At 72.0% G+C, this 26,939-nt stretch carries 13 protein-coding genes; 6 read left to right on the top strand and 7 right to left on the bottom strand.

Going from position 1 to position 26,939, the window contains the following annotated elements; translation table 11 throughout:
- Nucleotides 1-22 precede the first annotated feature (22 nt).
- Nucleotides 23-229 carry a hypothetical protein gene (locus tag LCE31_RS10385; RefSeq protein ID WP_225013880.1) on the top strand — a complete coding sequence of 69 codons (207 nt, stop codon included), beginning with the start codon at nt 23-25 and terminating at the stop codon, nt 227-229.
- Between the two features lie 313 nt (nt 230-542).
- Here the strand turns inward: LCE31_RS10385 and LCE31_RS10380 are convergent, their stop codons facing one another.
- On the bottom strand, nt 543-1,325 hold the full coding sequence (locus tag LCE31_RS10380; protein ID WP_225013879.1) for a DUF899 family protein: 783 nt from the start codon (nt 1,323-1,325) through the stop codon (nt 543-545).
- A 114-nt stretch (nt 1,326-1,439) separates the two neighbouring features.
- Nucleotides 1,440-2,720, bottom strand: coding sequence for a glycosyltransferase (locus LCE31_RS10375; protein ID WP_225013878.1), 1,281 nt, complete (start codon nt 2,718-2,720; stop codon nt 1,440-1,442).
- Nucleotides 2,721-2,823: 103 nt separating this feature from the next.
- Here LCE31_RS10375 and LCE31_RS10370 point away from each other — a divergent pair, with 103 nt between their 5' ends.
- The gene (locus LCE31_RS10370) at nt 2,824-3,399 is read left to right on the top strand and encodes a TetR/AcrR family transcriptional regulator (protein WP_225013877.1); all 576 of its coding nucleotides are present in this window, start codon (nt 2,824-2,826) and stop codon (nt 3,397-3,399) included.
- Nucleotides 3,400-3,876: 477 nt separating this feature from the next.
- Here LCE31_RS10370 and LCE31_RS10365 read toward each other — a convergent pair whose 3' ends face one another.
- Nucleotides 3,877-4,245 carry a hypothetical protein gene (locus LCE31_RS10365; RefSeq protein WP_225013876.1) on the bottom strand — a complete coding sequence of 123 codons (369 nt, stop codon included), beginning with the start codon at nt 4,243-4,245 and terminating at the stop codon, nt 3,877-3,879.
- A 241-nt stretch (nt 4,246-4,486) separates the two neighbouring features.
- Nucleotides 4,487-5,413 carry a LysR family transcriptional regulator gene (locus tag LCE31_RS10360; RefSeq protein WP_225013875.1) on the bottom strand — a complete coding sequence of 309 codons (927 nt, stop codon included), beginning with the start codon at nt 5,411-5,413 and terminating at the stop codon, nt 4,487-4,489.
- A gap of 215 nt (nt 5,414-5,628) precedes the next feature.
- Between LCE31_RS10360 and LCE31_RS10355 the strand changes: the two genes are divergently transcribed.
- Nucleotides 5,629-6,276, top strand: a complete 648-nt coding sequence (locus LCE31_RS10355; protein WP_225013874.1) for an NADPH-dependent F420 reductase — start codon at nt 5,629-5,631, stop codon at nt 6,274-6,276.
- Between the two features lie 102 nt (nt 6,277-6,378).
- Here LCE31_RS10355 and LCE31_RS10350 read toward each other — a convergent pair whose 3' ends face one another.
- A complete protein-coding gene (locus LCE31_RS10350) occupies nt 6,379-6,765 on the bottom strand; it encodes a profilin (protein ID WP_225013873.1) in 387 nt (128 codons plus the stop codon).
- Nucleotides 6,766-7,100: 335 nt separating this feature from the next.
- On the opposite strand from LCE31_RS10350, the gene LCE31_RS10345 reads away from it, so the two are divergent.
- Nucleotides 7,101-7,877 carry a Clp protease N-terminal domain-containing protein gene (locus LCE31_RS10345; RefSeq protein WP_225013872.1) on the top strand — a complete coding sequence of 259 codons (777 nt, stop codon included), beginning with the start codon at nt 7,101-7,103 and terminating at the stop codon, nt 7,875-7,877.
- A gap of 251 nt (nt 7,878-8,128) precedes the next feature.
- Here the strand turns inward: LCE31_RS10345 and LCE31_RS10340 are convergent, their stop codons facing one another.
- A complete protein-coding gene (locus LCE31_RS10340; RefSeq protein ID WP_225013871.1) occupies nt 8,129-12,223 on the bottom strand; it encodes a type I polyketide synthase in 4,095 nt (1,364 codons plus the stop codon).
- A 53-nt stretch (nt 12,224-12,276) separates the two neighbouring features.
- Nucleotides 12,277-24,039, bottom strand: a complete 11,763-nt coding sequence (locus LCE31_RS10335) for an SDR family NAD(P)-dependent oxidoreductase (RefSeq protein WP_441349408.1) — start codon at nt 24,037-24,039, stop codon at nt 12,277-12,279.
- Between the two features lie 404 nt (nt 24,040-24,443).
- Between LCE31_RS10335 and LCE31_RS10330 the strand changes: the two genes are divergently transcribed.
- Entirely contained in the window at nt 24,444-24,965 is a 522-nt protein-coding gene (locus LCE31_RS10330) for a pyridoxamine 5'-phosphate oxidase family protein (protein WP_225013869.1), read from the top strand.
- A 464-nt stretch (nt 24,966-25,429) separates the two neighbouring features.
- Nucleotides 25,430-26,939, top strand: a 1,510-nt coding sequence (locus LCE31_RS10325; protein WP_225013868.1) for a beta-ketoacyl synthase N-terminal-like domain-containing protein, incomplete at its 3' end; no start/stop codon positions are given.

Raw genomic sequence — 26,939 nt, 5'->3', positions numbered from 1 at the left:
GACAATGACCATGCGCGTTCGAATGGCTTTGGCCACCGTGTGCCTGGCGGGCTTCACCGCCGCCACCGCTCTCGCCGGTACTGCCGTAGCGGCTCCCGCGCCGGCAACGCGGGCGTCTGCTGCGGAACATCACCAGGGCGCCGAGAGCTGGGGCCACCACCATCACCACGGCTGGGGCCATCACCACCACCACGGACACCACCACCACGGCCATCACCACCGTCGCTAGAGGACCGGCGGTCTCGACCCAAGGCTGAGACCACCCCCAAGCAGAAGGAGCCCGGTTCTTCCCACGTCGGAAGAACCGGGCTCCTTCCGCGTTCAGCCCGGCGCCGCGCTCCCGGCGGGAGAGTGCGGAGTCGGCGGCCGGGTGAAGCAGCGCGCCCGCCGCGCACCGTGGGGCGAATTGCTGAGCAGCAGCCTGTATGGCTCGCCGTGCCCGTCGTCCGCCGGACGGGCCTCATGGCCGCCGGCGCCTGCCGTCTCGGACCCACGGCCGCCGGGTCTGCCGTCTCGAACGGTCCCACGGCCGCCGGGGCCCTTCAGCTGTGGGGCCCCCGCCGGCCGAGGGTGTGGACGGGGGCCGCGCCGGGGCGGGTCCACTGCGGTACGGGCCTGCTGGTCGGGGCCCACGTGGCGTTACCTTCGGCGTCCGAGCGCCAGTACCAGCACGGGTTCTGTCCCTCGGGCCGGCCCTCCGGGTTGTCCTCCCACGCCTCGCCGCGACCGTAGGGCGCCATGTCGAGCAGGGCGAAGGACCCACTGGCACGCTCGACTCCACGGCCGGTCGTGGAGTACGTGAGGAAGGTGCGGTCGCCGTCGCGCAGGAAGCAGGTGAGGCAGCCCATGGGGCCGCCGATCGGCGCGTCAGCCTCGCGCACCGAGTACCAGGGCTGGGTGTAGCCCATGAACTCGACGTAGGCAGCCACTTCGTCCCACGCGCCGGTGGTCAGGACCGCGAACGAGACGCCCCGGGCGTTGAGGTAGACGGCGTCCCGCACGTGCCATGCGGTGATGGTGCAGCCCTCGCACTGCCCCTGGTGCGGTGCCCCGTCGTGCCACATGTGCTTGTAGACCACGAGCTCGTCGCGCCCCTGGAACAGGTCGAGGAAGGGGACCGGTCCCCCGGGTCCGACGACCTGCGCCGTCCCGTCGAACTCCACCATCGGCAGCCGCCTGCGGGCCGCGGCGATGGCGTCGCCCTCGTGGGTGTGGGCCTTCTCGCGCGCCAGCAGCTCGTCACGGGCGTGCTGCCAGGTGGCCATGTCGACGATGGGTGGGCGGCCAGGCAGTGCGGTGGCCGTGTCGTTCGGTGTGTTCGGCATGCTGTCCTCCGTGACGCCCCGCGCCGGGGTGGCGCCCTGCGGCGTTCTGTGATGTGTGGCGGTGATCGTTGGGTCATATGACGTTTCATACGCTCTACGAGGTCTCCGCGACGGTCACAGGGACAGACTCGTCATCCGGCCAGAACTCATCGCCCCGGCGGCACATTCGGCCGAACTCGGCTCGGCTCGCGCACCGCCCGCGCCCGGACTACCGCTGCGCGCCCGGTCCGTGTGCCGCGCGCTCCAGGACGGGGAGAACCTCGGACAGAGGCGCCATCTCTCCGATGTCCCGGGGGGGCGGGGGGGGGGCGGGGGCGGGGCGGGGGGGGGGGGGGCCCCCCCCCCCGGCCCCCCCCCCCCCCGCCCCCCCCCGCCCGGCGGGGCGCGGCGCCGGTAAGAGGGTCGAGTCACGACCTCACGCGCCGCGGGCCCCGCGTCCCCGGGCGCGACGATGGTCCGGGCGAGGCCCGCCCGGTCGAGGCGCTCGGCGTTCCACGGCTGATCCGCGTGGAACGGCAGGACGACCATGGGCCTTCCCGCAGCCAGCGCGGCCAGCATCGTTCCCGTACCACCGGCCGACACGACGACGTCCGCCCACGGCAGTACCCGGGCCAGCGGGACGAAGCCGGCGCGGTGGATGTGATCGGAGGTACGCCCGGGTTCCTGGGACCCGGCGATCACCACGTCGAACCCCGCATCCGCGAGCGAACGCGCCGCCCCGTCCTCGGCGTTCGAGTCGCTGACGCTGGTGCCGAACGTCAGGAGCGCCCGGCGGCGGCCCTCGCCCGCGAACACCGGGAGCTCGAAGGGATCGTCGTCACGATCGAACGCCTCGGGCCGCACGGCGATCCGGTCGGGCTGTGGTGTGTCGCCCTCCTGGTGCAGGAAGGCGGGGTAGGGGTCGAGGTACGCCAGGCGCGGCGTCGCCCGCAGAGAGCGTTCGGCGAGTTGGACCCGCAGGCGCTGGTGCATCGCGTCCAGCAGTTCGGCGGGCACACTCCCGCTGATACCGAGGACTGCCCACGGGACGTCCAGAGCGGCGGCGAGCATCGGTGTGACGAAGTCGAAGGGCTCGCAGACGATCAGCTCCGGGCCGAACGCCTTTGCCTGCTCGAACGCCTCGTCATAGGCGAGGTCGACCCTCGTGCCCGCGAACATCTCGACGGCCGCGGGACCGGGCTGGGCCGGGTCCTGCCCCGTGCGCCGCCGCGTCTCCGCCATCTGCTCCTGGAGCCCCGGTCCCGCGGTCAGCACCTCGAACGGCCGCAGTAGGGGGGCCAGATCCGCGCTGCTCAGGATGGCGACGTCGTGCCCGGCGGCGTGGGCCGTCCTGGCCAGGGGGATCAGCGGCAGGGCGTGACCGCCCGCGGGAGTGGCACTGAGAAGTATGCGCACCTGTGCTCCTTACTGAATGAATGTTCATTTTAGATTACCCTCGACCCGGCGCGCACTGTCCAGCGCCTGGCCGGGAAACTGGCGCACGAAGAAGGGACCACCCATGCCCAAGGTCAGTCAGGACCATCTGGACGGCCGCCGCCGGGCCATCGTGGAGGCGGCCCGCGGAGTGTTCGCGCAGAAAGGGTTCAGCGGCGCGTCGATGGCGGCCGTCATCGAGGCGACCGGTCTGTCGACCGGCACCTTCTACCGCTACTTCCCCAGCAAGGCCGCGCTCGTGGCGGAGATCGTGAGCGGGCGGGACGGCACGGAAGGCGGGGAGTTCCCCGCAGGGGAGACGCCCGACGAGTTGCTGCGCCGCCTGATGTCTTACGTGACGCCTCCCGGCGCGACCGCGGAGCACGCCCGTCTGGTCGTGCAGATCTGGGCCGAGGCCTCGACCTCGCCGATGCTGGCGGCGATCGCGGTCCGCAGGCATACGTCCCTGCGCGATCACCTGGCCGGCCTGTACGCGGCGAACCGCCCCGACGGCGCCCCGGGCGGGGAACCGACAGCCGCCGAGAAGACGCGGGCCGAGGCTGCGCTGGCCGCGCTCATCGGCTACGCGACCCTCGCCGCCGTCGAGGCGCCGGCCGGCTTCCCGGACCTCGGCGACCGGATCGCGGCGGCATTCGCCTGACCGGTCCGCCGGGATGAGGCGGCTGCGTACCCCGTCGTGGAGATCGTCCTTGTCCGCGTACGCCCCCGGGCCGGCTACGGCATCCGGACGCCGGGCGGGTGAGCTCCGTACGACTCCTGACCGGCCGCGTTGCCGGCCATCGGTAATGGGTCTCGCACCCACCGGCGTCCAGGTCATGGGCCCACGACGAGTGCTCTTCGCACACGACTGCTCAGTCTGGGAACCGCCCCCATCGGAGCGGCTGCGACCATCCACCGCAGACACTGCCTTGATCACCGAATCAGGCGGGGAAGTACCACCTCCCAACGACCTTCAGATTTCTTCCAGTCCGGGCGGATGCGCTCCCCCGGTTCGTGCAGGAGCCGGCCCCGGTTCGAGCCTCCCTCGAAGGGCATCCAGACCCACAGACGCGTCCGGTCCCAGTTCCGGCGTATCCATGGCCCTTTCACGTCTGGTGTCCTCCATGCCCTCGGCTCTCTACTTGCCGATGCGGATCTTGTTGCTGTCCAGGAGGCCCGTGTGTGTCGCGGAGACGACGACGAGCAGGATCAACAGCAGACCAATGAAGTCCCCGCCGGCCTGCGGGTCCGGCATGGCAGTGCTCGTGATGTAGATCCCGATCTCCACAGCGCCGTAAGCGACCGCGACCCACGGTCGGACGACGCCTTTCACCGCGGCGACGACGAAGGGGATCGCGGCGCCGAGGCTGATGGTGATGATGGGCAGGAGCACCCACAGGATGTGCGCGGTGGTGGAGTTGAACATCCGCGGCCGGTCCGGGGTGATGGGCGCGGTGACGTACGGGCTCTGGCCGTACGGGCTTCTGTCGTCGTACGGGTTGCTCATGATGATCCCCCCCAGTGTTGATGCGTGGAGGCATTCCAGCGCATACCGGTGCAAGCGCCAAGAGGAATGACGAAGTTGGTACAGACGGTCACTTCGGCTTCTTCCGCGCGACCTGGCCGCCCTTCTCCTGCTCGTAGCGCTGTGGCGACTCGTCCTCGCGGTGGCGCAGTGCGTCAAGGCTGATCGTGTCCTGCCAGGGCGTGATGGAACGTGCAGGTGGCGAGAACGGACGCTGGAGTTTTCAACTCCCCTGCTCCGCACCGGTCGACGGTGCGAACAGCGTGTGCAGGGCCGCTTCGGCCTGTTCGCGGAGCCAGGCGTGGGCCCGGTCGTTGTCGTGGCGTTGGTGCCAGGTCAGGTGGAGCGGAATCGGCGGCATGCCGAACGGAACCGGCAGTGCGAGCAGTCCCAGCTGCCGGCGGGCTGCCCGGGTGGTCGCCTCGGGGACGGTCAGCACCAGGTCGCCGGTGTGGACCAGGGCGAGGGCGGTCGCCGTGGTCGGCGCGGCCGCGACAACCGTGCGCTGTTGTGCGAGAGCGGCCAGAACGTCGTCGACCGGATCGCGAAGACGGCCACGGCGGGAGACGGTGACGTGCTCGGCCGCGGCGTAGAGCTCGGTGGTCAGCGGTTCCCGGGCCAGCGGGTGACCGGGGCGGACCGCGACCACGAGACGGTCCTCTCCGATCCGCCGGTGACGGACGCCCGGCGCGGTCGGCGCGTCCGTACTGGACTCCAGATCCACGTCGCCACGGCGCAGATCGGGGGTGTCGGAACTGGACTCGGCGACCAGACGTATCCGCACGCCCGGGGCCTGGCGGTGGACTGAAGACAGCAGGGCCGGGCCGCAGGCATCGGCAAGAGCGTCGTGCCAGCGCACCGTGAACACGCGCTCCAACGTGCCGAGGTCCACCTCCCGTTCGGGCGACAGCACCTCGCGTGCTTGCCGTACGAGGTCGTGCACCTGCGCCTGGACGGCCAGCGCGTAGGCCGTGGGGACCATGGCGTGACCGGAGCGCACCAGGATCTGGTCGCCGGTGGCTTTGCGGATGCGCCCCAGGGACCGGCTCATCGCGGGGGCGGTGACATGGGTGCGGGCTGCCGCGCCCGTCACACTGCCCTCTTCCAGCAGCGCTTCGAGAGCTGTGAGCAGGTTCAGATCCAATTGCATGGCAGTAAATGTACTGGTACACAGCATGCACTTGTTGTCAATCCGTGCCCGCTCTACCGTCGAGGTCGTCGAGGTCGTCGAGGTCGTCGAGGTCTCCAAGTCGTGGGATCGATCCGCCGCCTCGGTCACGCCATCGGCCAGAGAACCGCCACGGCCATGTAGTCCGAAGTCGATGACACCCTGTCTGCGACCGGACATCAGCAAGGAGAGACACCATGACCACCATCGGGATTCTCGGCACCGGCCGCGTCGGCAGCAACCTGGCCCGCGCCCTCGCCGCCTCCGGTCACACCGTCGTTCTCGGTCACCGCACTCCCCGAAGTACCACCGCACTCGGCGAAGACGGCATCGAGGCGTCGATCAGGTTCGCCGACCAGCGCACCACCGCCCGTACCGCAGACATCGTGATCAACGCGACGCCGGGCGACACCACTCTGGAGCGGCTGACGGAACTCCGCGCCGAACTCGCCGGCAAGATCCTCGTCGATGTCTCCAACGCCACCCGCGATGGCGCCGACGGCCTGCCGGGGGAGCTCGTCTATCCCGGCAGCAGCCTGGCTGAACACCTCCAGCACGCGCTGCCGGAAAGCCGCGTGGTCAAGACGCTGAACACCATGCTTTTCATGGTCATGACGTCGCCCGCATCCCTGTCCACCCCGGCGACGGTGTATCTGTCCGGGGATGACGACGGCGCCAAGAAGACGGTCACGGATCTGCTGGGTGACCTCGGCTGGCAGCCGGAATGGATCGAGGATCTCGGCGGCATCGCCAGTGCCCGCGCCTCCGAAGCCCTGATCCTGCTCGTCCCGCACATCCTGCGGCGCCACGGCTTCCAGCCCTTCGCCGTCTCGTTGGCACGCTGAGGCGGCGGCTCTCCGACGTACCGCCGGCGAACGGCGGCACCCGGGGCGCAGCCACTCCGGCAAATGCCGCCCGATCCGGGGCGACTTGGCGTGCCCGCAGGCTCAGTAGCCGTCCTCGCGGAGGCTGTCCGCGACATTGCCCACGGTCAGCAGGGCGTCACACGGCGCCTCGCCCTCCTGGTAGAAGCCGATGATGATGCTCCGGTCCGTCCTGGCGATCGCGATGCCGTCCGCGCCCTTGGTCGCGCAGATCGATTTCTCATCGCCCTTGACGCCCGCGAACTGTTCCCCGCCGACGACGACCCCTTTGGCGCGCACCTCACTCGGGTCCCGGAACAGGGCGATGATGTCCGCACCCTCGCCGTCCCGCAGCAGGCCTCCGTCGCTCTCCGCCAACGTGCCGCCGTCGTCGGCGCGGATGATGGCCGCGCGGCGCACATTGTTCGTGCCCACCAGGTCCTTGTCCACGTACTCCTGAAGAGTGGCCATGGCGCACCTTTCGGCCGGGCCGCGCATCCGCCTGCTGCGGTCATGCCCTACGCGGCCTTTTTGAGCTGAACATATAAGGGCAGACACCTCTATTGTGCGCTCCACGGCGTGGAGAAGCCACCGGCTGGCAGGGTTCGGGCGCTCGACGTGACGGCGGATGCCGCCATGGAACTGCCGAAGTGTGACTGCACCATGTTCATCGCCTCGGGCGGCCCTGCGGGTGTGTCGGGCGACCGCTCATGTGGGTCGTGCCTACGCGTTGACAAAAGATAACCCCAGAGGTAACCCTACGAGGGGTTATACAGCCAGGGGTCATGCGAAGCGAGGAGCCAGCCATGCCCAAGATCAATGTGTATCTGCCCGATGACCTGGCCACCGCCGTCAAGGCCGCCGACCTTCCCGTCTCAGCGATCTGCCAGAAGGCCCTGCGCGAGGCGGTCGCCCTGATCAGCACCACCCGCAAGGCCGCCGCCGCCCTCGGCAACCCGGATTTCGACCCCGCCGCGCATCCCGCCTTCGCCGAGCGCGTCACCGGCCGGATGACGGAGAGACTCCGCGACGCCCTCGACCGCGCCCGCGCAGTGGCGCCGGACAAAGGACATGTCGACAGCGGCCATCTGCTCACCGGAATCCTCGACACGCCCAGCAACCTCGCCGTCCGGCTGCTCCCCGTCCTCCAAGCCGACGCCGACGACCTGCGCACAGCGGTGGCGGCGGTCGAACGGGACGAGGCATCTCCCAGCACCCCTGTCCGCGAGGACTCCGGAGGGCCCTCCCTGTGGGCCGGCCTGACCGTTCCCGCACGCGCAGCCATCGGCGGAGCCCTGCAGGCGTCGATGGACCTCGGGCACAACTACCTGGGCTGCGAGCACCTGCTGATCGGGATCGCGGACGAGAGGACGGGCAGCGGCGTGGGAGCGGTGCTGCGCGAAGCCGGCCTGACCAGCGCCGCACTGAAGGTCGCCGTCAACTCTGCGATGACCGGATTCGCCCACGCGCGGCAGTCCTCCGGCCGCGCCGGGACCGCCGACCAAGCCACGGCCCAGGCCCTGAAGGCCGTCACGGACCGCCTTGAGGGCATCGAGCAGCGCCTCACCGCCGCGGACCTCTGAGGCCGCCGGCTCGGCAGCCGTACGGGACGGGGTGAGCGGCGTTTCGTCCAGTGGTCATCCCTCGTGGCGATCCGGGGACTTGCCGCCACCCGCCATGTCCCGGTCGACGGGCTACCGTCGGCTCGACCGGCCGGTACGAGCGGCACCCCGGCAACCCCCGGCTCTCAACGCCGAAGCGCGCCTCCCAGTAGGGCCCGGCAGCCGGGGCCCGTGGCAACTCCTCGGAGTCCCGGCGCCGAGTGCTGTTGTCGTCATCGTTCCAGCGAACGCACATCCGTCGACGGTCGGCCACTGTCCTCAGGCCGTCGGGCCAGCCAGGCGACGATGGCTGCGGCGGTGCTCGCGGCGTGTTCGTCGACCAGGCTCAGGTGGGTGCCGGGCACGTCGACGGCGTGGTGGTCGGGGCCCCAGCGGACCTGCCAGTCCTCGCCGGTGCAGGGCTGGCCGCCCATTCGTTCGGTGGCGCGCAGCAGCAGTGTCGGCATGCCGCTGATCTCGGTGGGGGCCCAGTCGTTGAAGAGCTGGAGGTGGTGTGCCATCGCGGTCAGTTCGGCGCCGCGCGGCGGTTGTGCCGCGGTCCATTCCGCGTACGCGCCGCCGAGCAGGTCGGACTGGACCTCGGCCAGACTTGCGCTGCCGGGCAGATGGCTGTCCAGCAGCACGAGTGACTCCGGTGCGGCGTCCAGATCCTTGAGCCGGGCGGCCGCCTCGTGGGCGATCCAGCCGCCGGAGGAGTAGCCGACGAGGACGTACGGTCCGTTCACACTGGAGCGGACCGCCTCGGCGACCGCGGTTACCAGGTCGGTTCGGGTCGGCGGAAGGAGTTCGTCGTCGGCGTAGCCCGTCAACGGCAGCACGGCCATGTTGTGTGTCGTGCGCAGCGCGTCGGCCATCCGCGCGTACTGGTAGACATTGGAGGGCGCGACCACGGACGGGATGCAGACCAGGGTCGGGCCCGCGAGCCCCTGGGAGAAGTTGACGGGCTTCCGCATCGGCGGCGAGCCGGCCCCCACCCGCAGCCGGGCGGCGACAGCCAACAGCTCCAGTCCGTCCCGCACTTGGCCCTGCGCGCAGGCCTGGGCGAACAGCGCCGGCAGCGGTTCGCCCGGGGGCGGCGTCACCGGGCCCGCGCCCGTCGGCGGCGGACCCGCCGGGCTGGAGACGGGGGCGGCCTGGGGTGGTTCGAGGTCGTCGAGCGCGGCGAAGCGGTCGGCCAGGTGTGCGGCGACCGCGGACGGCGTCGGACAGTCGATCACCAGGGTGCGGGAGAGCTCCAGACCGGTCACGGCCGCCAGTCGCTCGGTCATCCAGGCCGCGGTCAGCGAGTCGAAGCCCAGCTCGGCAAAGCCTCGTTGCGTGTCCACGTCCTCAAGCGCGTCGTAACCCATCAGCTGCGCCGCCTGGTTGCGCACCTCGGCGAGCAGGATCTGCGCCCACTCTTCGCGCGGGCGATCGGCCAACCTGCCACGTAGCGACGGGATCTCAGGGTCCGCCTCGGCGGGCACGATGCCCGGCGGCGGGCCGCCCTGCCCACCGGTGATGCCCTGGTTCGCCAGCAGGCTCGCGCCCGCCGGCAGGTGATCGGCCAGCCAGTAGCGGCGGCGCTGGAAGGCGTACGTGGGCAGGTCGCACTGGGCGGCCCCGGTGCCCGCGTAGACCGCGCGCCAGTCGACCGGCACGCCGCGGACGAACAGGGCAGCCACCGCGTCAAGCAGCGCGGCCGGCTCGGCCCGACCCTTGCGCAGCGTCGGCACGAAGACCCGCTCCGGTACGCCCGGGCCGGCCGGCGGCAGGCAGTCCCGGCCGAGGGCCGCGAGGACCCCGCCAGGACCGAGCTCCAGGAAGGTGGTGACACCGGCCTCGCTCAGGCGCACCACACCGTCGTGGAATCGCACCTCCGCACGGGCCTGGGCGACCCAGTAGTCCGCCGAGCGCATCCGCTCGCCCCGGTCCGCGTCGCCCGGGGCGAGCGGCACGACCGGGATGCGGGGTGCGGCGTACGACACGCCCTCGATCGCCGACCGGAAATCGGCCAGGACCCCGTCGACCCGCGGTGAATGGAAAGCGTGGCTCACCCGCAGCTCGCGCGAGCGGATGCCCTGGTCGGCCAGTCTCTCCACAAGTGTGGTGAGTGTCTTCTTGTCGCCGGAGAGCACCACCGAGGCGGGGCCGTTCACAGCGGCGACGGACACGAGGCCGGCCTGCTGGTCCAGCATCGGCAGGATGTCCTTCTCCGCCGCGCGTACAGCGACCATCCCGCCGCCGGGCGGCATGCTCTGCATCAGCCGGGCCCGGGCGGCGACCAGCGCGCACGCGTCCTCGAGCGACAGTATCCCGGCCACGTGCGCGGCCGTGACCTCACCGATGGAGTGCCCCGCGACGAAATCCGGGCGCACACCCCATGATTCGAGGAGCCGGAACAGAGCGCTCTCGACAGCGAAGAGCGCCGGCTGGGCGAATCCGGTGCGGTCGAGCAGACCCGGTGTGTCGTCCTCGGCGAAGGTCAGGTCACGCAGCGAACGCCCGATCGGACCGTCCAGATGCGCGCAGGCCGCGTCGAACGCCTCGGCGAAGACGGGGTGTTGCGCGTACAACGCACGGCCCATGCCCGGCGTCTGCGCCCCTTGGCCGGTGAACAGGAACGCCAGCCGTCCGCGTGCGGTGGCGCCTGTGGTGACCGCGGCGTCCGGTGTGCCCTGGGCGAGTGCGTCGAGCCCGGCGAGCAGGTGGTCTCGATCGGCGGCCACCACCACACCGCGGTGCTCCAGGGCGGCGCGCGTGGTGGCCAGCGAGTATCCGACGTCGGTGGGGTCGGCCGGCTCGGTCCGGTTCGCCAGGAACGCGGCCAGCCGCGCGGCCTGGGCGCGCATCGCGCCTGCGGTCCGGCCGGAGACCAGCCAGGGAACGGCCGCGAGCGTACGGTGTGCGACGCCGTCGCCCTCCCGGCCCGCGTCCTCTTCGGGCACCGCCTCAAGGATGACGTGTGCGTTGGTGCCGCCGATACCGAAGGCGGAGACAGCCGCCCGCCGGGGCCGGTCCTCCGTCTTCGGCCAGGGCCGCGACTCCTGCAGGAGCTCGATGTCGCCGGCCGTCCAGTCGACCTCGGTGGACGGCGGGTCGGCGTGCAGCGTGGGCGCCAACACACCGTGCCGCAATGACATCACCGTCTTGATCAGGCCGCCGACTCCTGCCGCGGACTGGCTGTGGCCCAGGTTGGACTTGAGCGACCCCAGGAACAGCGGACGGCCGGGCCGCCTGTCACGCCCGTACGTGGCCAGCAGCGCCTGGGCCTCGATCGGGTCGCCCAGTGTCGTGCCGGTGCCGTGTGCCTCGACGGCGTCGACGTCAAAGGACTGGAGCCCGGCCGCGGCCAGCGCACGCCGGATCACCCGCTGCTGGGACGGGCCGCTCGGTGCGGTCAGCCCGTTCGACGCCCCGTCCTGGTTGATCGCGGAGCCGCGCAGCACGGCAAGGACCGGGTGCCGGTGGCGGCGGGCGTCGGAAAGCCGCTCGACGACGACCATGCCGACGCCCTCGGCCCAGGACGTGCCGTCCGCGGCGTCGCCGAAGGACTTGCACCGGCCGTCCGGAGCGAGTCCGCGCTGGATGCTGAACTCGACGAACGAGCCCGGTGTGACCAGCACGGACACACCGCCGACCAGGGCGAGCGAGCAGTCCTCCGCGCGCAGCGCTCTCGCCGCGAGATGCAGGGCGGTGAGCGACGAGGAGCAGCCGGTGTCGATGGTCACCGCCGGCCCCTCCAGCCCCAGGAGGTAGGACAGCCTGCCGGAGATGATGGCTCCCGCGAGGCCGCCGAGCAGGAGCCCCTCGAACCCGGTCGGGTAGCGCGCGAGCAGGGCGGCGTAGTCCGTCACACTCGGGCCCACGAACACCCCGGTCGCGCTGCCGTGCAGCGAGTGCGGATCGATCCGAGCCCTTTCGAGGGCTTGCCACGACGTCTCCAGCAGCAGCCGCTGCTGCGGGTCCATGGCGATGGCCTCGCGGGGCGAGATGCCCCAGAACCCGGCGTCGAAGTCCGCGACATCGGCCAGGAAGCCGCCCTGCCGGGTGGAGCTGGTGCCCGGGTGATCAGGGTCGGGATCGTAGAGCGCGTCCAGGTCCCAGCCCCGGTCGTCCGGGAACGGGGTGATCGCGTCCCGCCCGGTGACCGCCAGCTCCCACAGATCCTCCGGCGAGCGCACACCGCCCGGATAGCGGCAGGCCATGCCGATGACCGCGATCGGCTCGTCGGCCCGCCGCTTGAGCTCCTCCGACTGCTTGCGGGCCTGCAAGAGGTCTGCTGTGACCACCTTGAGATAGCGCCGCAACTTGTCCTCGTTGTCCATCTGCTCCTCGACCTCTCACCGACGCAACAGCAGGTTTGCCGCGGGTCCACGGGTCACTCGTCCCCGCGGCCGAGCTGCGTGTTGATGAAGCTGAACAGTTCGTCGTCGGAGGCCGCGGTCAGCGTCGCGACGTCGCCCTCGGCGTCCTCGTCCCGCGCCGGGCCCGAGAGCCGGCTGAGCAGCTCTCGCGCCCGCCCGACGAGGACGTCGCGCACGTCCGCGTCCTCGGACGGTATCGAGGACAGCGACGCCTCCAGCCGGTCGAACTCGGCGAGTGCCGCGTCCGTCGGCGACGGCACACTGGCCGCCACCTCGGAGCGCAGGAACGAAGCGAGGCTCGTCGGATTCGGGTAGTCGAACACGAGGGTCACCGGCAGCCGCAACCCGGTCGCCGCGTTGAGCCGGTTGCGCAGCTGGACGGCGAGCAGCGAGTCGAAGCCGACGTCCTTGAAAGCCCGCTTGCGGTCGACCTGTTCCGCGGAGTCGTGGCCGAGCACGGCCGCGACGTGCGAGCAGATCAGGTCGAGCACCGCCGGTTCCCGGTCCTCCTCGGGCAGCGCGCCGAGCTTCTCGATCAGGGCCGCGCCGCGAGTGGCCGCGACCGGGGACTCCGCCGTCGACAGCGCGCGTACCTCCGGCAGGTCGGCCAGCAGCGGGCTGGGCCTGAGCGAGGTGAACCGGGGATGGAAGCGGGCCCATTCGACGCGTGCCACGACCGGGCACGGTTCGTCCCCGGCGACGATGCGGTCCAGCGTGGCGAGGCCGGAGTCCACCGGCAGCAGGGGCAGGCCGCCACGGCGCAGCGCGTCGGCCGTCTTCTCGTCCTCGGTCAGCATTCCGGCCTCCCACGGGCCCCACGCCACCGAGACGGTGTGGCCGCCGCGGTCGTGCCGCTGCCGGGCCAGGGCGTCGAGGTACGCGTTGGCAGCCGCGTACGCGGACTGGTTGCCGACGCCCCAGGTCGCGGAGATGGAGCCGAACAGCAGCACCGTCTGGACGCTGTCGTGGTCGAGCAGTTCGTCGAGGAGCGCCGCACCGAGCACCTTGGCGGCCAGGATGCCGTCGAACTCCGCCAGCGTCATGCCGGCGATCGGCCCGCCGTCGAGGCTGGCCGCGGCATGCACGACCGCGGTCAGCGGGTGCTCGTCGGGGACGGAGGCCAGCAGTTCGACCACGGCGGCCCGGTCCGTGACGTCGCAGGCCGTCACCGAGACCGAGACGCCCTTGGCGGCCAGTTCCTCGACCAGGCGCTGGGACCCGGGCGCGTCGGCGCCGCTGCGGCTGGCGAGCACCAGGTGTTCGGCACCGCGGTCCGCGAGCCAGCGGGCCATCTCGGCACCGAGGCCGCCCGTACCACCCGTCACGAGCACGGTACCGCTCGGCCGCCAGGGGGCCGGCTCCTGCTCGGGCGTCGCCGCCCTGACCAGACGGCGGGCGAGGACGGCCCGCGATCGTACGGCGACCTCGTTCTCACCGCCGCCCGCGAGCAGACCGGCCAGTTCTGCGACCGCGTCGTCGTCCACCGTCTCCGGCAGATCGATCAAGCCTCCCCACAGCCGGGGGTGTTCGAGGCCGGCGACCCGCCCGAAACCCCAGATGAGCGCCTGGGCGGGCGAGGCGACACGGTCCTGGGGACCGGCCGCCACCGCGCCCCGGGTCACCGCCCAGAGCGGGACGCCGAGTTCGGCGTCGAGCAGGGCCTGGGTGAGCACCACCGTGCCCGCGAGCCCTCGGGGCAGCGCCGCCGAGTCGTCGCACGGGGCCTCGTCCTCGGCCAGCAGCGACAGCACCCCGACCGGGTGGGTGCCGTTCGCCGTCAGCTCGCGCAGCCGCTGGGCCAGCGCCGCCCGGTCGAGGTGCCCGGACGGTACGGTCCAGGTCACCATGCCAGGGGCGTGGGCGGCGAGGCGGCGCACGGTGTCGGCGGCCCAGCCGTCCGCCGGCTGCCCCTCGGCCACCACCGCCAGCCAGGTGCCGTCGAGCGTCGGGCGCGTGCCACCGGGGAGCGTGCGCCACTCCACGCGGTAGTGCTCGCCGCCGACGTTCGTGTCGTCCGCGCTGTCCACGGCGGCGCGCAGCTGCTCGCGGCCGTCGGCCCCCGCGACGATGGAGTCGAATGAGGCGACGAGCTCGCCCGCGTCGTCGGTGAGCAGCATGCTGGACGAGTCGGGGCCCGTGCGCCGGAAGGCGACCCGCAGTGAGCTCGCCCCCCGGGTGTGTACCGTGATGCCGCTCCAGGAGAACGGCATCACCGCCTGGCTCTCGCTGTCGATCAGTCCGGCGACCGGCACCTGGAGCGCGGCGTCCAGCAGCGCCGGGTGCAGGCCGAACCGCCCCGCCTCGCCGTGGACGACGCTCGGCAGCGCGACCTCGCCGTACATGTCATCGCCGTCCCGCCACAGCGCGCGGATTCCGGCGAAGGCGGGCCCGTAGGCGTATCCGCGCTCCGCGAGTCGGGGATAGATGTCGGTCACGTCGACGGCCTGGGCACCCGTGGGCGGCCACGTCGTCAGCTTGCCCGGCACCGGGCCGGTAGCGACAGGGGCGAGCGTCCCCTCCGCGTGCAGGGTCCACTTGCCGCCGGCGCCCGATTCGGTGCGCCGCGAGTGCACCGTGACCGAACGCCGGCCGGTCGCGTCGGCCGCGCCGACCGTGACCTGCACCGCCACGCCCGACTTCGCCGGGAGCACCAACGGCGCCTGAAAGGCCAGCTCTTCGAGACGGGCGCAGTCGACATGCCGCCCGGCGTGGGTGACCAGCTCGACGAAGGCGGCTCCGGGCAGCAGCAGAGTGCCGAGCACGACGTGGTCGGCCAGCCACGGCTGGGTCGCCGTCGACCACCTGCCGGTGAACAGCACCTGGTCGTCGCCCGCGTGTTCCACGGCGGCGCCCAACAAGGGGTGGCCGGTGGCGATCAGTCCGAGGTCGGCGGCGCTCGCGGTCTCCGCGCCCGCGGCCTCGACCCACAGCCGGCGGTGCTGGAACGCGTACGTGGGCAGGTCGATGCGTGCGCCGGCGGGAAACGCCGTGTCCCACCGTACCGTTGCCCCGCGCACGAAGGCCGTGGCCGCGGAGCGGGTGAACTCGGTGTCACCGCCGTCCCGCCGCAACGACCACGACGCGGCGACCTCGGCGCCCCGGGCCTCGGCGACCGCCTCCACCGCGTCGACGAGGGCCGGGTGCGCGCTGAGCTCCACGAAGCAGCTGTGCCCGTCGTCCACCAGGGCCTCGACGGCCGCGCTGAAGCGCACCGTCTCCCGAAGATTGCGATACCAGTACTCGGCGTCCAGCTCGGTGCCGTCGACCCGTCCGCCGGTGACCGTGGAGTAGAACGGCACCTCTGCCTCGGCGGGCGCGATGTCGGCCAGCGCGTCGACGAGTTCGGCGTGCAGCTCCTCCACCCCGTGCGAGTGCGACGCGTAATCGACGAGGAGTATGCGCGCCCGGACGTCCTCGGCCGCGAGCGCCGCGATGAGGCTCCGCAGTTCGTCGGCGGCGCCGGAGACGACCACCGACCGCGGCCCGTTGACCGCGGCGACGCCGAGCCCCGGGTACGCGGCGAGCCGTTCCTCCACACGCGCGACCGGCAGGCCGATCCAGCCCATCCCGCCGCGCTCGGTCAGGCCGGCGATCAAACGCGAGCGCAACCCGGCGATACGGGCGCCCTCGGCCGGCGTGAGGACGCCGGACACCACGGCCGCCGCGATCTCGCCCTGGGAGTGGCCGACCACCGCCGCGGGCTCGACCCCGAGCGAGCGCCACAGCCGGGCCAGGGACACCATCACCGCGAACAGCGCGGGCTGCACCGCGTCCACCCGGTCCAGGCTCGGCGCGCCCGGAGCGCCGGCGAGGACGTCCGACAGGGTGGCGCCGTCCCAGTCCACGTACGGGGCCAGCGCCGCGTCGCACTCGGTCATCGCGGCGGCGAACAGCGGGCTGCTGTTCCAGAGGTCGAGCGCCATGCCGGGCCACTGGCCGCCCTGGCCCGCGAAGACGAAGACCGGCCGGTCCGCGTCACCGCCGTCGCCCAGCACGACGTCCTCGCTGGAGTCCGCCGTGCCGGCGGCGATCGCGGTGAGCCCCGCGGTCAGCGTGCCCAGGTCCTCGGCGAGCACCACGGCCCGGTGCTCCAGTGCCGCCCGGCCGCTGAGCGAGCGGCCGAGCGCGTCGAGGTCCACCTCCGGGTGCTCGGCCAAGTGGGCACTGAGCCTGGTCGCCTGACCGCGCAGTGCCGCCGCGCCGCGCGCCGAGAGGACGAACGGCTTGACGGACGGCGCGAGCACCCGATCGGGCGCGGGCGGAGTGGGCGGCGTGCCGGGCTCCGGTGCCTGCTCCAGCACCATGTGCACGTTGGTGCCGCTGATTCCGAACGCGGAGACGGCGCCGAGCCGGGGTCGGTCGCGCTCCGGCCACCGCTGCGCCGCCGTCAGCAGCTTCACGGCACCGTCCGACCAGTCCGCGTGCGGGGTGGGCTCGTCGGCGTTCAGGGTCCGGGGCAGCAGGCCGTGCCGCAGCGCCTGGACCATCTTGATCACCCCGGCCACGCCGGCGGCCGCCTGCGCGTGGCCCAGGTTCGACTTCAGAGAGCCGAGCCAGAGCGGTGTTTCCTCGGTGTGCTCCCGCCCGTACGTCGCCAGCAGCGCCTGCACCTCGATCGGGTCGCCGAGCCTGGTGCCGGTGCCGTGTCCCTCCACGACGTCCACCTCGGCGGCGGAGACACCCGCGTGGGCCAACGCCTCGCGGATCACCCGCTGTTGCGAGCGGCCGTTGGGCGCGGTCAGCCCGTTGGAGGCGCCGTCCTGGTTCACCGCGGAACCCTTCACCACCGCGAGGACCTGGTGGCCGTTGCGGTGGGCGTCCGACAGGCGCTCCAGTACGAGCAGCCCGACGCCCTCGGCCCAGCCGGTGCCGTCCGCGTCCGCGCCGAACGCCCGGCAGCGGCCGTCCGCGGAGAGGCCGCCCTGCAGCGCGAACTCCTGGAACACCACCGGTGTGGACATCACGGCCACACCGCCGGCCAGCGCGAGGTCGGACTCACCGGTCTGCAGCGCCTGGGCCGCCATGTGCACCGTGGTCAGCGAGGACGAACAGGCGGTGTCGACCGTCAACGCGGGCCCCTCAAGGCCGAATTCGTACGCGATGCGGCCCGAGGCCACGCTCGCCGCCGTTCCTGTCAGCAGGTGGCCGTCGAGACCGCCCGATTCGCGCGCGAGCAGGTTGCCGTAGTCATGGGCACTGAGGCCGACGAACACACCGGTCTTCGAGCCGCGCAGTGCCAACGGGTCGATACCGGCACGCTCGAACGCCTCCCACGCCGATTCGAGCAGCAGACGCTGCTGCGGGTCCATCGCGGTGGCCTCACGGGGTGAGATGCCGAAGAACTCGGGATCGAACTCGGTCGCGCCGGGCAGGAAGCCGGCCGCCCGCGCGTTGGTCGTGCCGGAGCGGCCGGGCTCGGGATCGAACAGCTCGGCCAGGTTCCAGCCGCGGTCGGACGGGAACTCCGCGGCGGCGTCCCGGCCCTCCTCGACCATCGCCCACAACGCCTCGGGCGAGTCGGCTCCGCCGCCGTAGCGGCAGGCCATGCCGACGATGGCGATCGCGTCGCCGCCGGTGCCCGCCCTGACGGCGGGTGCCGCGGGCGCGGGGGAGCCGGCGCTGACCACCGCGCCGAGCACGTACTCGGCGAGCGACGTGAGGTCCGGGTAGTCGAAGACCACCGTCGCCGGCAGCCGCAGGCCGGTGAACGCGCTGATCCGGTTCCGCAGCTCCACCGAGGCCAGCGAATCGAAACCGATGTCCTTGAAGGTGCGGTCCGGCGACAGACGCGACGCCGACGTGTGCCCGAGCACGGCCGCGGCCTCGGCGGCGACAGCGTCCAGCACGATCCGCTGCCGGGCGCCCGGCGGGCGGGCCAGCAGACGGCGCGTCCACGAACTGGCGTCGCCGCCGCTCGCCACGGCACTGCGCCGCACCCGCCCGGAGACCTGGTTGCGCAGCAGGGGCGGCACCTGACCGCGGAACGCCGCCAGGTCGAGCCGGACCGGCAGCACCACAGGGGCGCCGACGGTGAAGGCCGCGTCGTAGAGGGCCAGGCCCTCCTCCTCGGACATCGCCTTGATGCCGGCGCGTGTCATCCGTTCCCAGTCGGCCTCCCCCAGGGAGGTCGTCATGTTGCTCGCGGCGGCCCACAGACCCCAGTCGAGCGAGACGGCGGGCAGCCCCAACGCGCGGCGGTGCCGGGCCAGAGCGTCCAGGAACGCGTTGGCGGCGGCGTAGTTGGCCTGGCCCGGCGCGCCGAACGCCCCGACGGCGGAGGAGAACAGCACGAAGGCGGAGAGATCGAGGTCCGAGGTCAGCTCGTGCAGCAGCCAGCCGGCGTCCACCTTGGGCCGCAGCACGGCGTCGACCTGCTCGGTCGTCAGCGAGCCGATGAGGCCGTCGTCGCTGGTGCCCGCGATGTGCACCACCGCGGTCAGCGGATGTTCTGCGGGGATCGCGGCCAGCACCCCGAGCAGCGACTCGCGGTCGGACACGTCACAGGCGACCGTCGTCACCGAGGCGCCGAGCCCGGTCAGCTCGGCGGCGAACCCGGCGGCGCCGGGGGCGTCCGGGCCGCGCCGGCTCGCCAGCACGAGGTTGCGTACGCCGTGCTCGGCGACCAAGTGCCGGGCGACCAGGCCGCCCAGCGCACCGGAGGCGCCGGTCAGGAGCACGGTCCCGGCCGGATCGGCGGGCACCGGGACGGTCAGCGCGATCTTGCCGATGTGCCGCGCCTGGCTGAGGAACCTCAACGCGTCAGGAGCCCGACGGACATCCCAGGTGGTGATCGGAGGCAGGGTCAGAGCGCCACGGCCGAACAGGTCGAGCAGCTCGACCAGCATCTCGTGCACCCGTTCCGGCGCCACCCCGAGCAGGTCGAACGCCTGGTAGCGCACACCGGGGTACGCCCCGGCCGCCCAGTCGGCGTCGCGGATGTCGGTCTTGCCCATCTCGACGAACCGGCCGCCGCGCGGCAGCAGCCGCAGCGAGGCGTCCACGAGCTCGTGGGTGAGCGAGTTGAGGACCACATCGACGCCGCGGCCCTCGGTGGCGCCGAGCAGATCCGTTTCGAACCGCGCGGTGCGGGAGTTCGAGATGCGTTCGCGGGGGATGCCGAGCTCCTGGACGGCCGCCCACTTGCCGGGGCTGGCGGTCGCGAAGATCTCGGCACCCAGATGGGCGGCCAGCTGCACGGCCGCTGTGCCGACGCCACCGGCGGCGGCGTGGACGAGCACGGACTCGCCCGGTCGCAGGCCTGCCACGTCGACGAGCCCGAAGTACGCGGTCAGGTAGGTGATCGGCACGGTCGCGGCCTGGAGGTACGACCAGCCGTCCGGGATCGGAACCACCATCCGGTGATCGCCCACCGCCTGGGGCCCGAACGGCCCGAAGAACAGGCCCATCACCCGGTCCCCGGGCCTCAGGCCGACGACTCCGGGACCGACCTCGGTCACCACGCCGGCCGCCTCGCCGCCGAGCACCTCCTGACCGCTGACCAGGCCCAGGGTGGACATGACGTCCCGGAAGTTCAGCCCGGCGGCCCGGACGGCCACTCGCACCTCGCCCTCGGCCAAGGGGGCGACCGCCTCCGGCGACTCGATCAGGGCGAGCCCGTCGAAAGTGCCGGGGTCGGGGGCGGACAGGCGCCAGGCGGCCGACTCCGCCGGCACGGCGAGCGTCGTCGAGGAGGAGACCTTGGCCAGGCGCGGCACCAGGAGCGTGCCCGCGCGTACGGCGACCTCGTCCTCCCCGGCGCCGAGCGCCGCCAACACGGCCGAGTCGGGCTCGCCGGGCGCGAGGTCGACCTGGGCGAACCGGCCCGGGTTCTCGGCACGTGCCGAGCGGAACAGGCCGTGCAGGGCCGCGCCGATCAGATCATGGACGGGTTCGCCCTCGTACGTGGCCAACGCGCCACGGGTGGCCAGGACCAGCCGTGAGCCGGCCAGCCGTTCGTCCGCCAGCCAGTGGCGCACCAGTTCCAGCATCTCGTTGACACCCGCGTGCACGCTCGCGGCCACGTCGTCGTGGTCGCCGTCACCGGGAGCGGCCAGTACCACAGTGGGCACCTCGCCCCCGGCGTCGAGAGCGGCCCGCAGCGCGGAGAAGCCCGCGTACGCCGTGCCCGTCCCGGGCGCGCCGCCGCCCAGGCTCGCCCAGCCGGTGGGCGACGAGGCCTCCACCTCACCCGCGGAGATCCACTCGATCTCATAGAGGGAGTCGTGGGACGGGGGAGCACTCGCGGCGATCTGCTGCGCGGTGGCGGGCCGCAAGGTCAGCGAGTCGACGGACAGCACCGTACGGCCGGTCCCGTCGGCGACCAGCAGGGACACCGTGTCGGTCCCCACCGGGGTCAGCCGGACCCGCAGCGCGGAGGCACCGACGGCGTACAGCCGGACGCCGGACCACACGAAGGGGACAGCGCCCTGGGCGGTACCGGTGACAGCGACCGCGTGCAGGGCGGCGTCGAGCAGGGCGGGATGTATGCCGTAGGCGCCCGCGTCACTCACGTGCTCGGGCAGCGCCACCTCCGCGAAGACCTCCCCGTCACGCCGCCAGGCGGCCTTCAGACCGCGGAACACCGGCCCGTAGCCGTACCCGGCCGCGGCGAAGGTCTCATAGAGATCACCGAGCTCGACCTCCTCCACACCGGCGGGGGGCCACGCGGCCATCTCGGGGTCGTCGCGGCTCACACCAGCGCTCCCCGAGACGAAGCCGCTCGCGTGCCGTGTCCAGGCCGCGTCGGTGTCCGGGGAGTCCGGGTCCTGCTGCTGCGACCAGACGGTGATCGACCGTCGGCCGGTGGACTCCTCCGGCTCGCCGACCACGATCTGCAGCGCCACACCGCCCCGCTCCAGCAGCAGCGGGGCCTCGATGGTCAGATCCTCGACCAGCTCACAGCCGACCTGGTCCGCCGCGCGCAGCGCGAACTCCACGAACGCGGTGCCGGGCAGCAGCGTACGGTCGAACAGGGTGTGGTCGGCGAGCCACGGCTGGGTCGAGAGCGACAAGCGGCCGGTGCACAGGAAGCCGCCGTCGTTGGCGAGCGAGACGCCGGCGCCCAGGAGCGGCGCGTCCACCGAGCGCAGGCCGACCGAGCTGAGGTCGTGCCCCCCGACGTGGCTGGTCTCGAGCCAGAAGCGTTCGTGCTCGAACGCGTAGGTGGGCAGGTCGACGCGTCGCGCCCCGGTGCCGGCGAAGAAGGCCGCCCAGTCCACCTCGACGCCCGCGTTGTGCAGGGTGGCCAGCGCCACGGCAACGCACTCCACCTCGTCGCGCCGGCTGCGGAGGGACGGCGTGACCACCACCGGCTCGTCGCCATAGCACTCGCGCACGTGGCCGCTCATCGACGCGGCGGGCGACAGTTCGATGAGCCGGGTGACGCCGCGCTCGCGCAGCCGGGCCACGCCGCCGACCAGGTCCACCGGGTCGCGCATCTGCCGGACCCAGAACTCGGGGGTGCACAGCACCTCGGCGGGCACCACCATGGGGATGGCCGGCGGCGAGTAGGTCAAGGTCTCCACCACGGCCCGGAACTGGGCCTGGATCGGCTCCATCGTGACCGAGTGGCCCGCGACGCCGACCCGCAGCGTGCGGGACGCGTGCCCGAGCTCCGCCAGCCGCGCCACAGCTGCCTCGACCGGGCCCGTCAGCCCCGAAAGGGTGACCGCGCTCGGGCTGTTGATCCCCGCGAGGGACACGCCCTCGATGCCGGCGATGACCGGCTCCACCACGTCGGCGCCGGCCGCGACCGTGGCCATCATGCCGGCCGACGAAGTCTGGATCAGCCGTGCTCGGGCGGTGACCATGGTGGCCGCGTCCTCAAGCGACAGCACACCCGCGACGTGCGCCGCCGCGATGTCCCCGCAGGACTGGCCGAGCAGATGGTCGGGCCGCAGACCCCACGACTCGACCAGGCGGTAGAGCGCCACCTCGATCGCGAACAGCGCGGGATGCGCGTACTCGGGGCGATCCAGCGTCGGGCCGCCCTCGGCGATGATCCGCGGCAGCTCGGGGTCGAGCCGCTCCAGCACCTCCGCGTACGCCGTGGCGAAGACGGGAAAGGCGGCCGCGAGCTGGGCGCCCATGCCGGTGCGCTGCGAGCCCTGCCCGGGGAACATCACCGCGGTGAGGCCGCGGCGCTCGGTGCCGGCGACCGCCGTGGCACCGCTGCCGCCACCGGCCAGCAGGTCGAGCTGGGCGAGCAGCTCCTCCTTGGTGCCCGCGACCACGGCGGCGCGGTGCTCGAACGTCACCCGGTGCAGCGCGAGCGACTTCGCGACGTCGAGCAGGGAGACGTTCTCGTCGGCGAGCCAGTCACGAAGCCGCGCCGCCTGACCGGCCAGGGCCCCCGGAGTACGGGCGGAGAGCAGGAAGGGCAGTGAGGTCGGCCGCGCGCTCACCGGCTCGGCCTCGACCGCCTCTGGCGCGGGCGCCTGCTCAAGGATGACGTGCGCGTTGGTGCCGCTCATGCCGAACGACGACACACCCGCCCGGCGCGGCCACTCGTTCTCCGGCCACGGGCGGTTCTCGGTCAGCACCTTGACCCCGCCGGCCGACCAGTCCACCTCGTGCGTCGGCTCGTCCACGTGCAGTGTCTTGGGCAGGACGCCGTGGCGCATGGCCATCACAGCCTTGATCACACCGGCGACGCCCGCGGCCGCCTGGGTGTGACCCACGTTCGACTTCAGCGAGCCCAGCCACAGTGGCTCGCCGTCCTTCTTCTTGCGGCCGTAGGTGGCCAGCAGGGCCTGTGCCTCGATCGGGTCGCCCAGCCGGGTACCGGTGCCGTGCCCCTCCACCAGGTCGACCTGCTCCATCGGAATCCGGCCGTCGGCCAGCGCCGCCTCGATGACCCGTTGCTGGGCAGGGCCGTTGGGAGCGGTCAGACCGTTGGAGGCTCCGTCCTGGTTGATCGCCGAACCACGGATGACGGCAAGCACCGGATGGCCGTTGGCCCGCGCGTCGGAGAGCCGCTCAAGCAGGATCAGACTGACCCCCTCCGACCAGCCGGTGCCGTCCGCGGTGTCCGCGTACGCCTTGCACCGGCCGTTGGGCGCGATCCCGCGCTGCCGGCTGAAGTCGACCATGACCAGGGGCGAGCACATCGACGCGACACCGCCGACCACGGCCATCGTGGACTCGCCGCGGCGCAGGGCCCGTACGGCGTAGTCCATCGCGACCAGCGAAGAGGAACAGGCGGTGTCGACGGTGACGGCGGGGCCCTCGAAGCCGAACGTGTAGGCGACGCGGCCGGAGAGCACACTGGGCGCGTTGCCCAGCAGCAGATACCCGTCGACCTCCCGGGGCGCCGTGACGGTCAACGGCACGTAGTCATGGGTGTTCGATCCGATGAACACACCTGTCTCGGTGCCGCGGAGGGTCTCCGGGTCGATGCCGGCACGTTCGAACGACTCCCAGGCCGCCTCAAGGACGATCCGCTGCTGCGGGTCCATGGCGAGAGCTTCGCGCGGGGAGATGCCGAAGAAGCCCGCGTCGAAGTCGGCAAGGCCGGACATGAAGCCACCCTCGCGGGTGTACGTCTTTCCGGGCTTTCCGGGCTCAGGGTCGTAGATGCTGTCCATGTCCCAGCCCCGGTCGGTCGGCGAGTCGCCGATCGCGTCGGTGCCACTGGCGACCAGCTCCCAGAGGTCCTCCGGCGACCAGACGTCGCCGGGCAACCGGCAGGCCATCGAGACGATGGCGATCGGCTCGGTGTCCTGGGCCTCCCTCTCGGTGATCTTCTTGCGAGCCTGGTAGAGGTCGCTCGTGACCAACTTGAGGTACTGGCGAAGCTTGTCCTCGTTCTCCATAGGAGCAACCCCATCTGTCTCTGTCTGTTCCAGTGGCCCGGGGGACCCCGGAGTGGTCCGGCGTACCCCGGACTTGTCGTGCCTGGACACGTGGCAGGCGTCTGCTGAGGTCGGCGGTCCGGCGGATGACGCGCGCCGAAAAGGTTTGGGCGGGACCACGACCAAGACCGCCTCCGGACGGCTCGCGTGATCAACCATGCGCTCGCGATGCCTGCGCGGGCACCCCCTAACCCCCCTAGTCGCACTCCCGGTTGTCACGGGTTCTTTTGGGGTGTCGGTGTCGCGGTCGCGCTGCGAGCATGAACCGCGAGAGCCAGAGCGGTGCGTCTCGCTGGTCGCCCGCAGCGGACGAGCGAAGGGACAGCAACATGACTGCCGAGGTGTTGAAGAACAAAGAGGAGCCGAAGGGGACATCGGCTTTCCTCTTCAGCCAGACCGCGCCGGGCCCCACCCAGCCCTGGGGCTGGGCGGAGAATCTGCTCCAGTCAGCGCCCACCTACTGGCTGGTCACCACCAGCCCGGACGGACGCCCGCACAGCAGGCCCCTGTGGGGTGTCTGGGAGCGGAACACCTTCTGGTTCTCCAGCCAGAACCGCTGCGGCGAATTCCTGAGGACCAACCCGCGGGCCTCTGTGAACGTGCAGGTCGGCGAGGATGTGCTGATGATCGAGGGCAGCTGCTCCCGAGTGATCGGGGACGACGACATCAACGTGCTCGCCGAAGGCGTCGGGGCGAAGTACGACTGGGAGCTCTCGGTGAGCGAGGACCGCGTCCACACGCGTTTCGGCCAGAGCGCGCCGGTGTTCCGGCTGAATCCCGAGCGGGTCTACGGGTGGACCGGAATCGCCGGTTGGGAGACCGCGACCCGGTGGGACTTTCCACAGTCCTGACCGATTGAAATGTGGTGCGCGGTAGCCCAGTTGCGTTGGTAGACCAGTTGCGACGGTTATCCGGTTGCGCGGTAATCCCGTAGCTTCGGTAATCCGGTAGCTTCGGTTATCCGGTTGCGCGGCAACCCAGTTGCGCGGTTATCCGGTTACGCGGTCATCCGGCCGTGAGAATCCGACGCGCTACGGCCGAGCACGGTGTGCGCGCGTATCGCGCTCACGGCACCGTTCTCCAGTCTGCTTTACCCTATTCGATTTTCCCCCTATTCGATCGATCACGTCCTGCCGCACGGCCACGCCGAGGATTTCCCTTCCGCGGACCGGTGGTGGTGCGGCGTGTGGGAATCACACCGCGCCGGTTGTGCCGTACCTCCGCCCCGGCGGGGCCTCTGAGAACCCACTGTGTCCGGCGGTCGCCGCCGTGACCCCGCACGACGAGACGTGAGACGTGGAAGGAGACGATCCGGGTGGATGTCCGGGATCAACGTGGCACCATCGCGGTGGTCGGCGCGTCCTGCCGATTCCCCGGCGCCGACGGGCCTCGGCAGCTGTGGCGGCTCCTGGCCGCGGGACGCCACGCGATCACCGAGCGCCCGCCCGGACGCCGTGGCTCGGACAGGCCGATCGCGCCCTCCCGGGGTGGATTCCTCGACGCCGTCGACGAGTTCGACGCCGAGTTCTTCGGCATTCCCGCCCGCGAGGCCGCGTCCGTCGACCCGCAGCAGCGACTCGTGCTGGAACTGGGGTGGGAGGCGCTGGAGGACGCGAGGATCGTGCCGGACCGCGTGCGTGGCGGCCGGCTCGGTGTCTTCGTAGGTGTCTTCGCCGACGACTACGCCCATCTCGTGCACCGAAACGGTTCCGGTGCGGCGACTCAGCACACCTACCCCGGCATCGAACGTGCGGTGATCGCCAACCGGCTCTCCCACTTCCTGGACGCGCACGGGCCCAGTGTGGGTATCGACAGCGGTCAGTCGTCCTCGCTGGTCGCCGTTCACCTGGCCTGCCAGAGCCTGCTCACCGGCGAGTCGGACCTCGCCGTCGCGGGCGGCGTGCAGCTCAACCTGCTGCCGGAGTCCATGGACATCGCGGACCGTTGGGGGCCACTGTCACCGGACGGCCGCTGCTACACCTTCGACGCCCGCGCGAACGGCTACGTGCCGGGCGAGGGCGGCGGCCTGGTCGTGCTCAAGAGGCTGGAGGACGCCCTCGCCGAGGGCGACACCGTGCAGTGCGTGATTCTCGGCAGCGCGGTCAACCACGGCGGCGACGGCCACGCCCTGACCCAGCCCGACGAGCTCGCACAGCGAGACGTCCTGCGCCGCGCCCACGAGCGCGCTCGAATCAGTGCCACGCAGCTCCAATACGTCGAGCTGCACGGAACGGGAACACCCGCAGGGGACCCGGTAGAGGCCTCCGCGCTCGGTGCCGTCGTCGGCTCGGACCGGCCGCGCACGCGACCGCTGCCCGTCGGCTCGGTCAAGACGAACCTGGGGCATCTGGGGGCGGCCGCGGGGATCGCCGGCCTCATCAAAGTGGCGATGTCGATCCGCCATCGCGAACTCCCGGCCAGCCTCAATTTCGAGCTGGCCAACCCGGGGATCGCGCTGGACGAGCTCAACCTTCGAGTGCAGCAGGGCCTCGGCCCGTGGGAAGCGCCCGACAGCCCCTTGATCGCCGGTGTCAGTTCCTTCGGCATGGGCGGCACGAACTGCCACCTGGTCATCGGTGAGGCCCCGTCCGCCTCGACCGCCCCGAACGGGGAACCTGAGGCCGGTGAAGCGGACAGCGGGCAGTCGTCCGCGGTGTTGCCGTTTGTGTTGTCGGGTCGTGGGTCGGGGTCGTTGTGTGGTCAGGCGGCTCGTTTGCGGTCGTTTGTGGTGGGGCGGCCGGATGTGGCGTTGGTGGATGTTGCGTATTCGTTGGTGGTTGATCGTGCGGTGCATGGGGTTCGGGGGGTTGTGGTTGCGTCGGGGC

The sequence above is a fragment of the Streptomyces sp. 8L genome (assembly GCF_020176795.1).
In the GTDB taxonomy this organism is placed as follows: Bacteria; Actinomycetota; Actinomycetes; order Streptomycetales; family Streptomycetaceae; genus Streptomyces.
Note: the sequence above shows the minus strand (reverse complement) of the source record. Positions and strands in the feature narration are given on the sequence as shown.

What these genes read in the sequence shown, in the direction of transcription:
- LCE31_RS10370 (WP_225013877.1), top strand. Translation starts at nt 2,824, where the DNA reads ATGCCCAAGGTCAGTCAGGACCATCTGGACGGCCGCCGCCGGGCCATC.
- LCE31_RS10360 (WP_225013875.1), bottom strand. Translation starts at nt 5,413, where the DNA reads ATGCAATTGGATCTGAACCTGCTCACAGCTCTCGAAGCGCTGCTGGAA.
- LCE31_RS10350 (WP_225013873.1), bottom strand. Translation starts at nt 6,765, where the DNA reads ATGGCCACTCTTCAGGAGTACGTGGACAAGGACCTGGTGGGCACGAAC.
- LCE31_RS10380 (WP_225013879.1), bottom strand. Translation starts at nt 1,325, where the DNA reads ATGCCGAACACACCGAACGACACGGCCACCGCACTGCCTGGCCGCCCA.
- LCE31_RS10340 (WP_225013871.1), bottom strand. Translation starts at nt 12,223, where the DNA reads ATGGACAACGAGGACAAGTTGCGGCGCTATCTCAAGGTGGTCACAGCA.
- LCE31_RS10355 (WP_225013874.1), top strand. Translation starts at nt 5,629, where the DNA reads ATGACCACCATCGGGATTCTCGGCACCGGCCGCGTCGGCAGCAACCTG.
- LCE31_RS10385 (WP_225013880.1), top strand. Translation starts at nt 23, where the DNA reads ATGGCTTTGGCCACCGTGTGCCTGGCGGGCTTCACCGCCGCCACCGCT.
- LCE31_RS10365 (WP_225013876.1), bottom strand. Translation starts at nt 4,245, where the DNA reads ATGAGCAACCCGTACGACGACAGAAGCCCGTACGGCCAGAGCCCGTAC.
- LCE31_RS10330 (WP_225013869.1), top strand. Translation starts at nt 24,444, where the DNA reads ATGACTGCCGAGGTGTTGAAGAACAAAGAGGAGCCGAAGGGGACATCG.
- LCE31_RS10345 (WP_225013872.1), top strand. Translation starts at nt 7,101, where the DNA reads ATGCCCAAGATCAATGTGTATCTGCCCGATGACCTGGCCACCGCCGTC.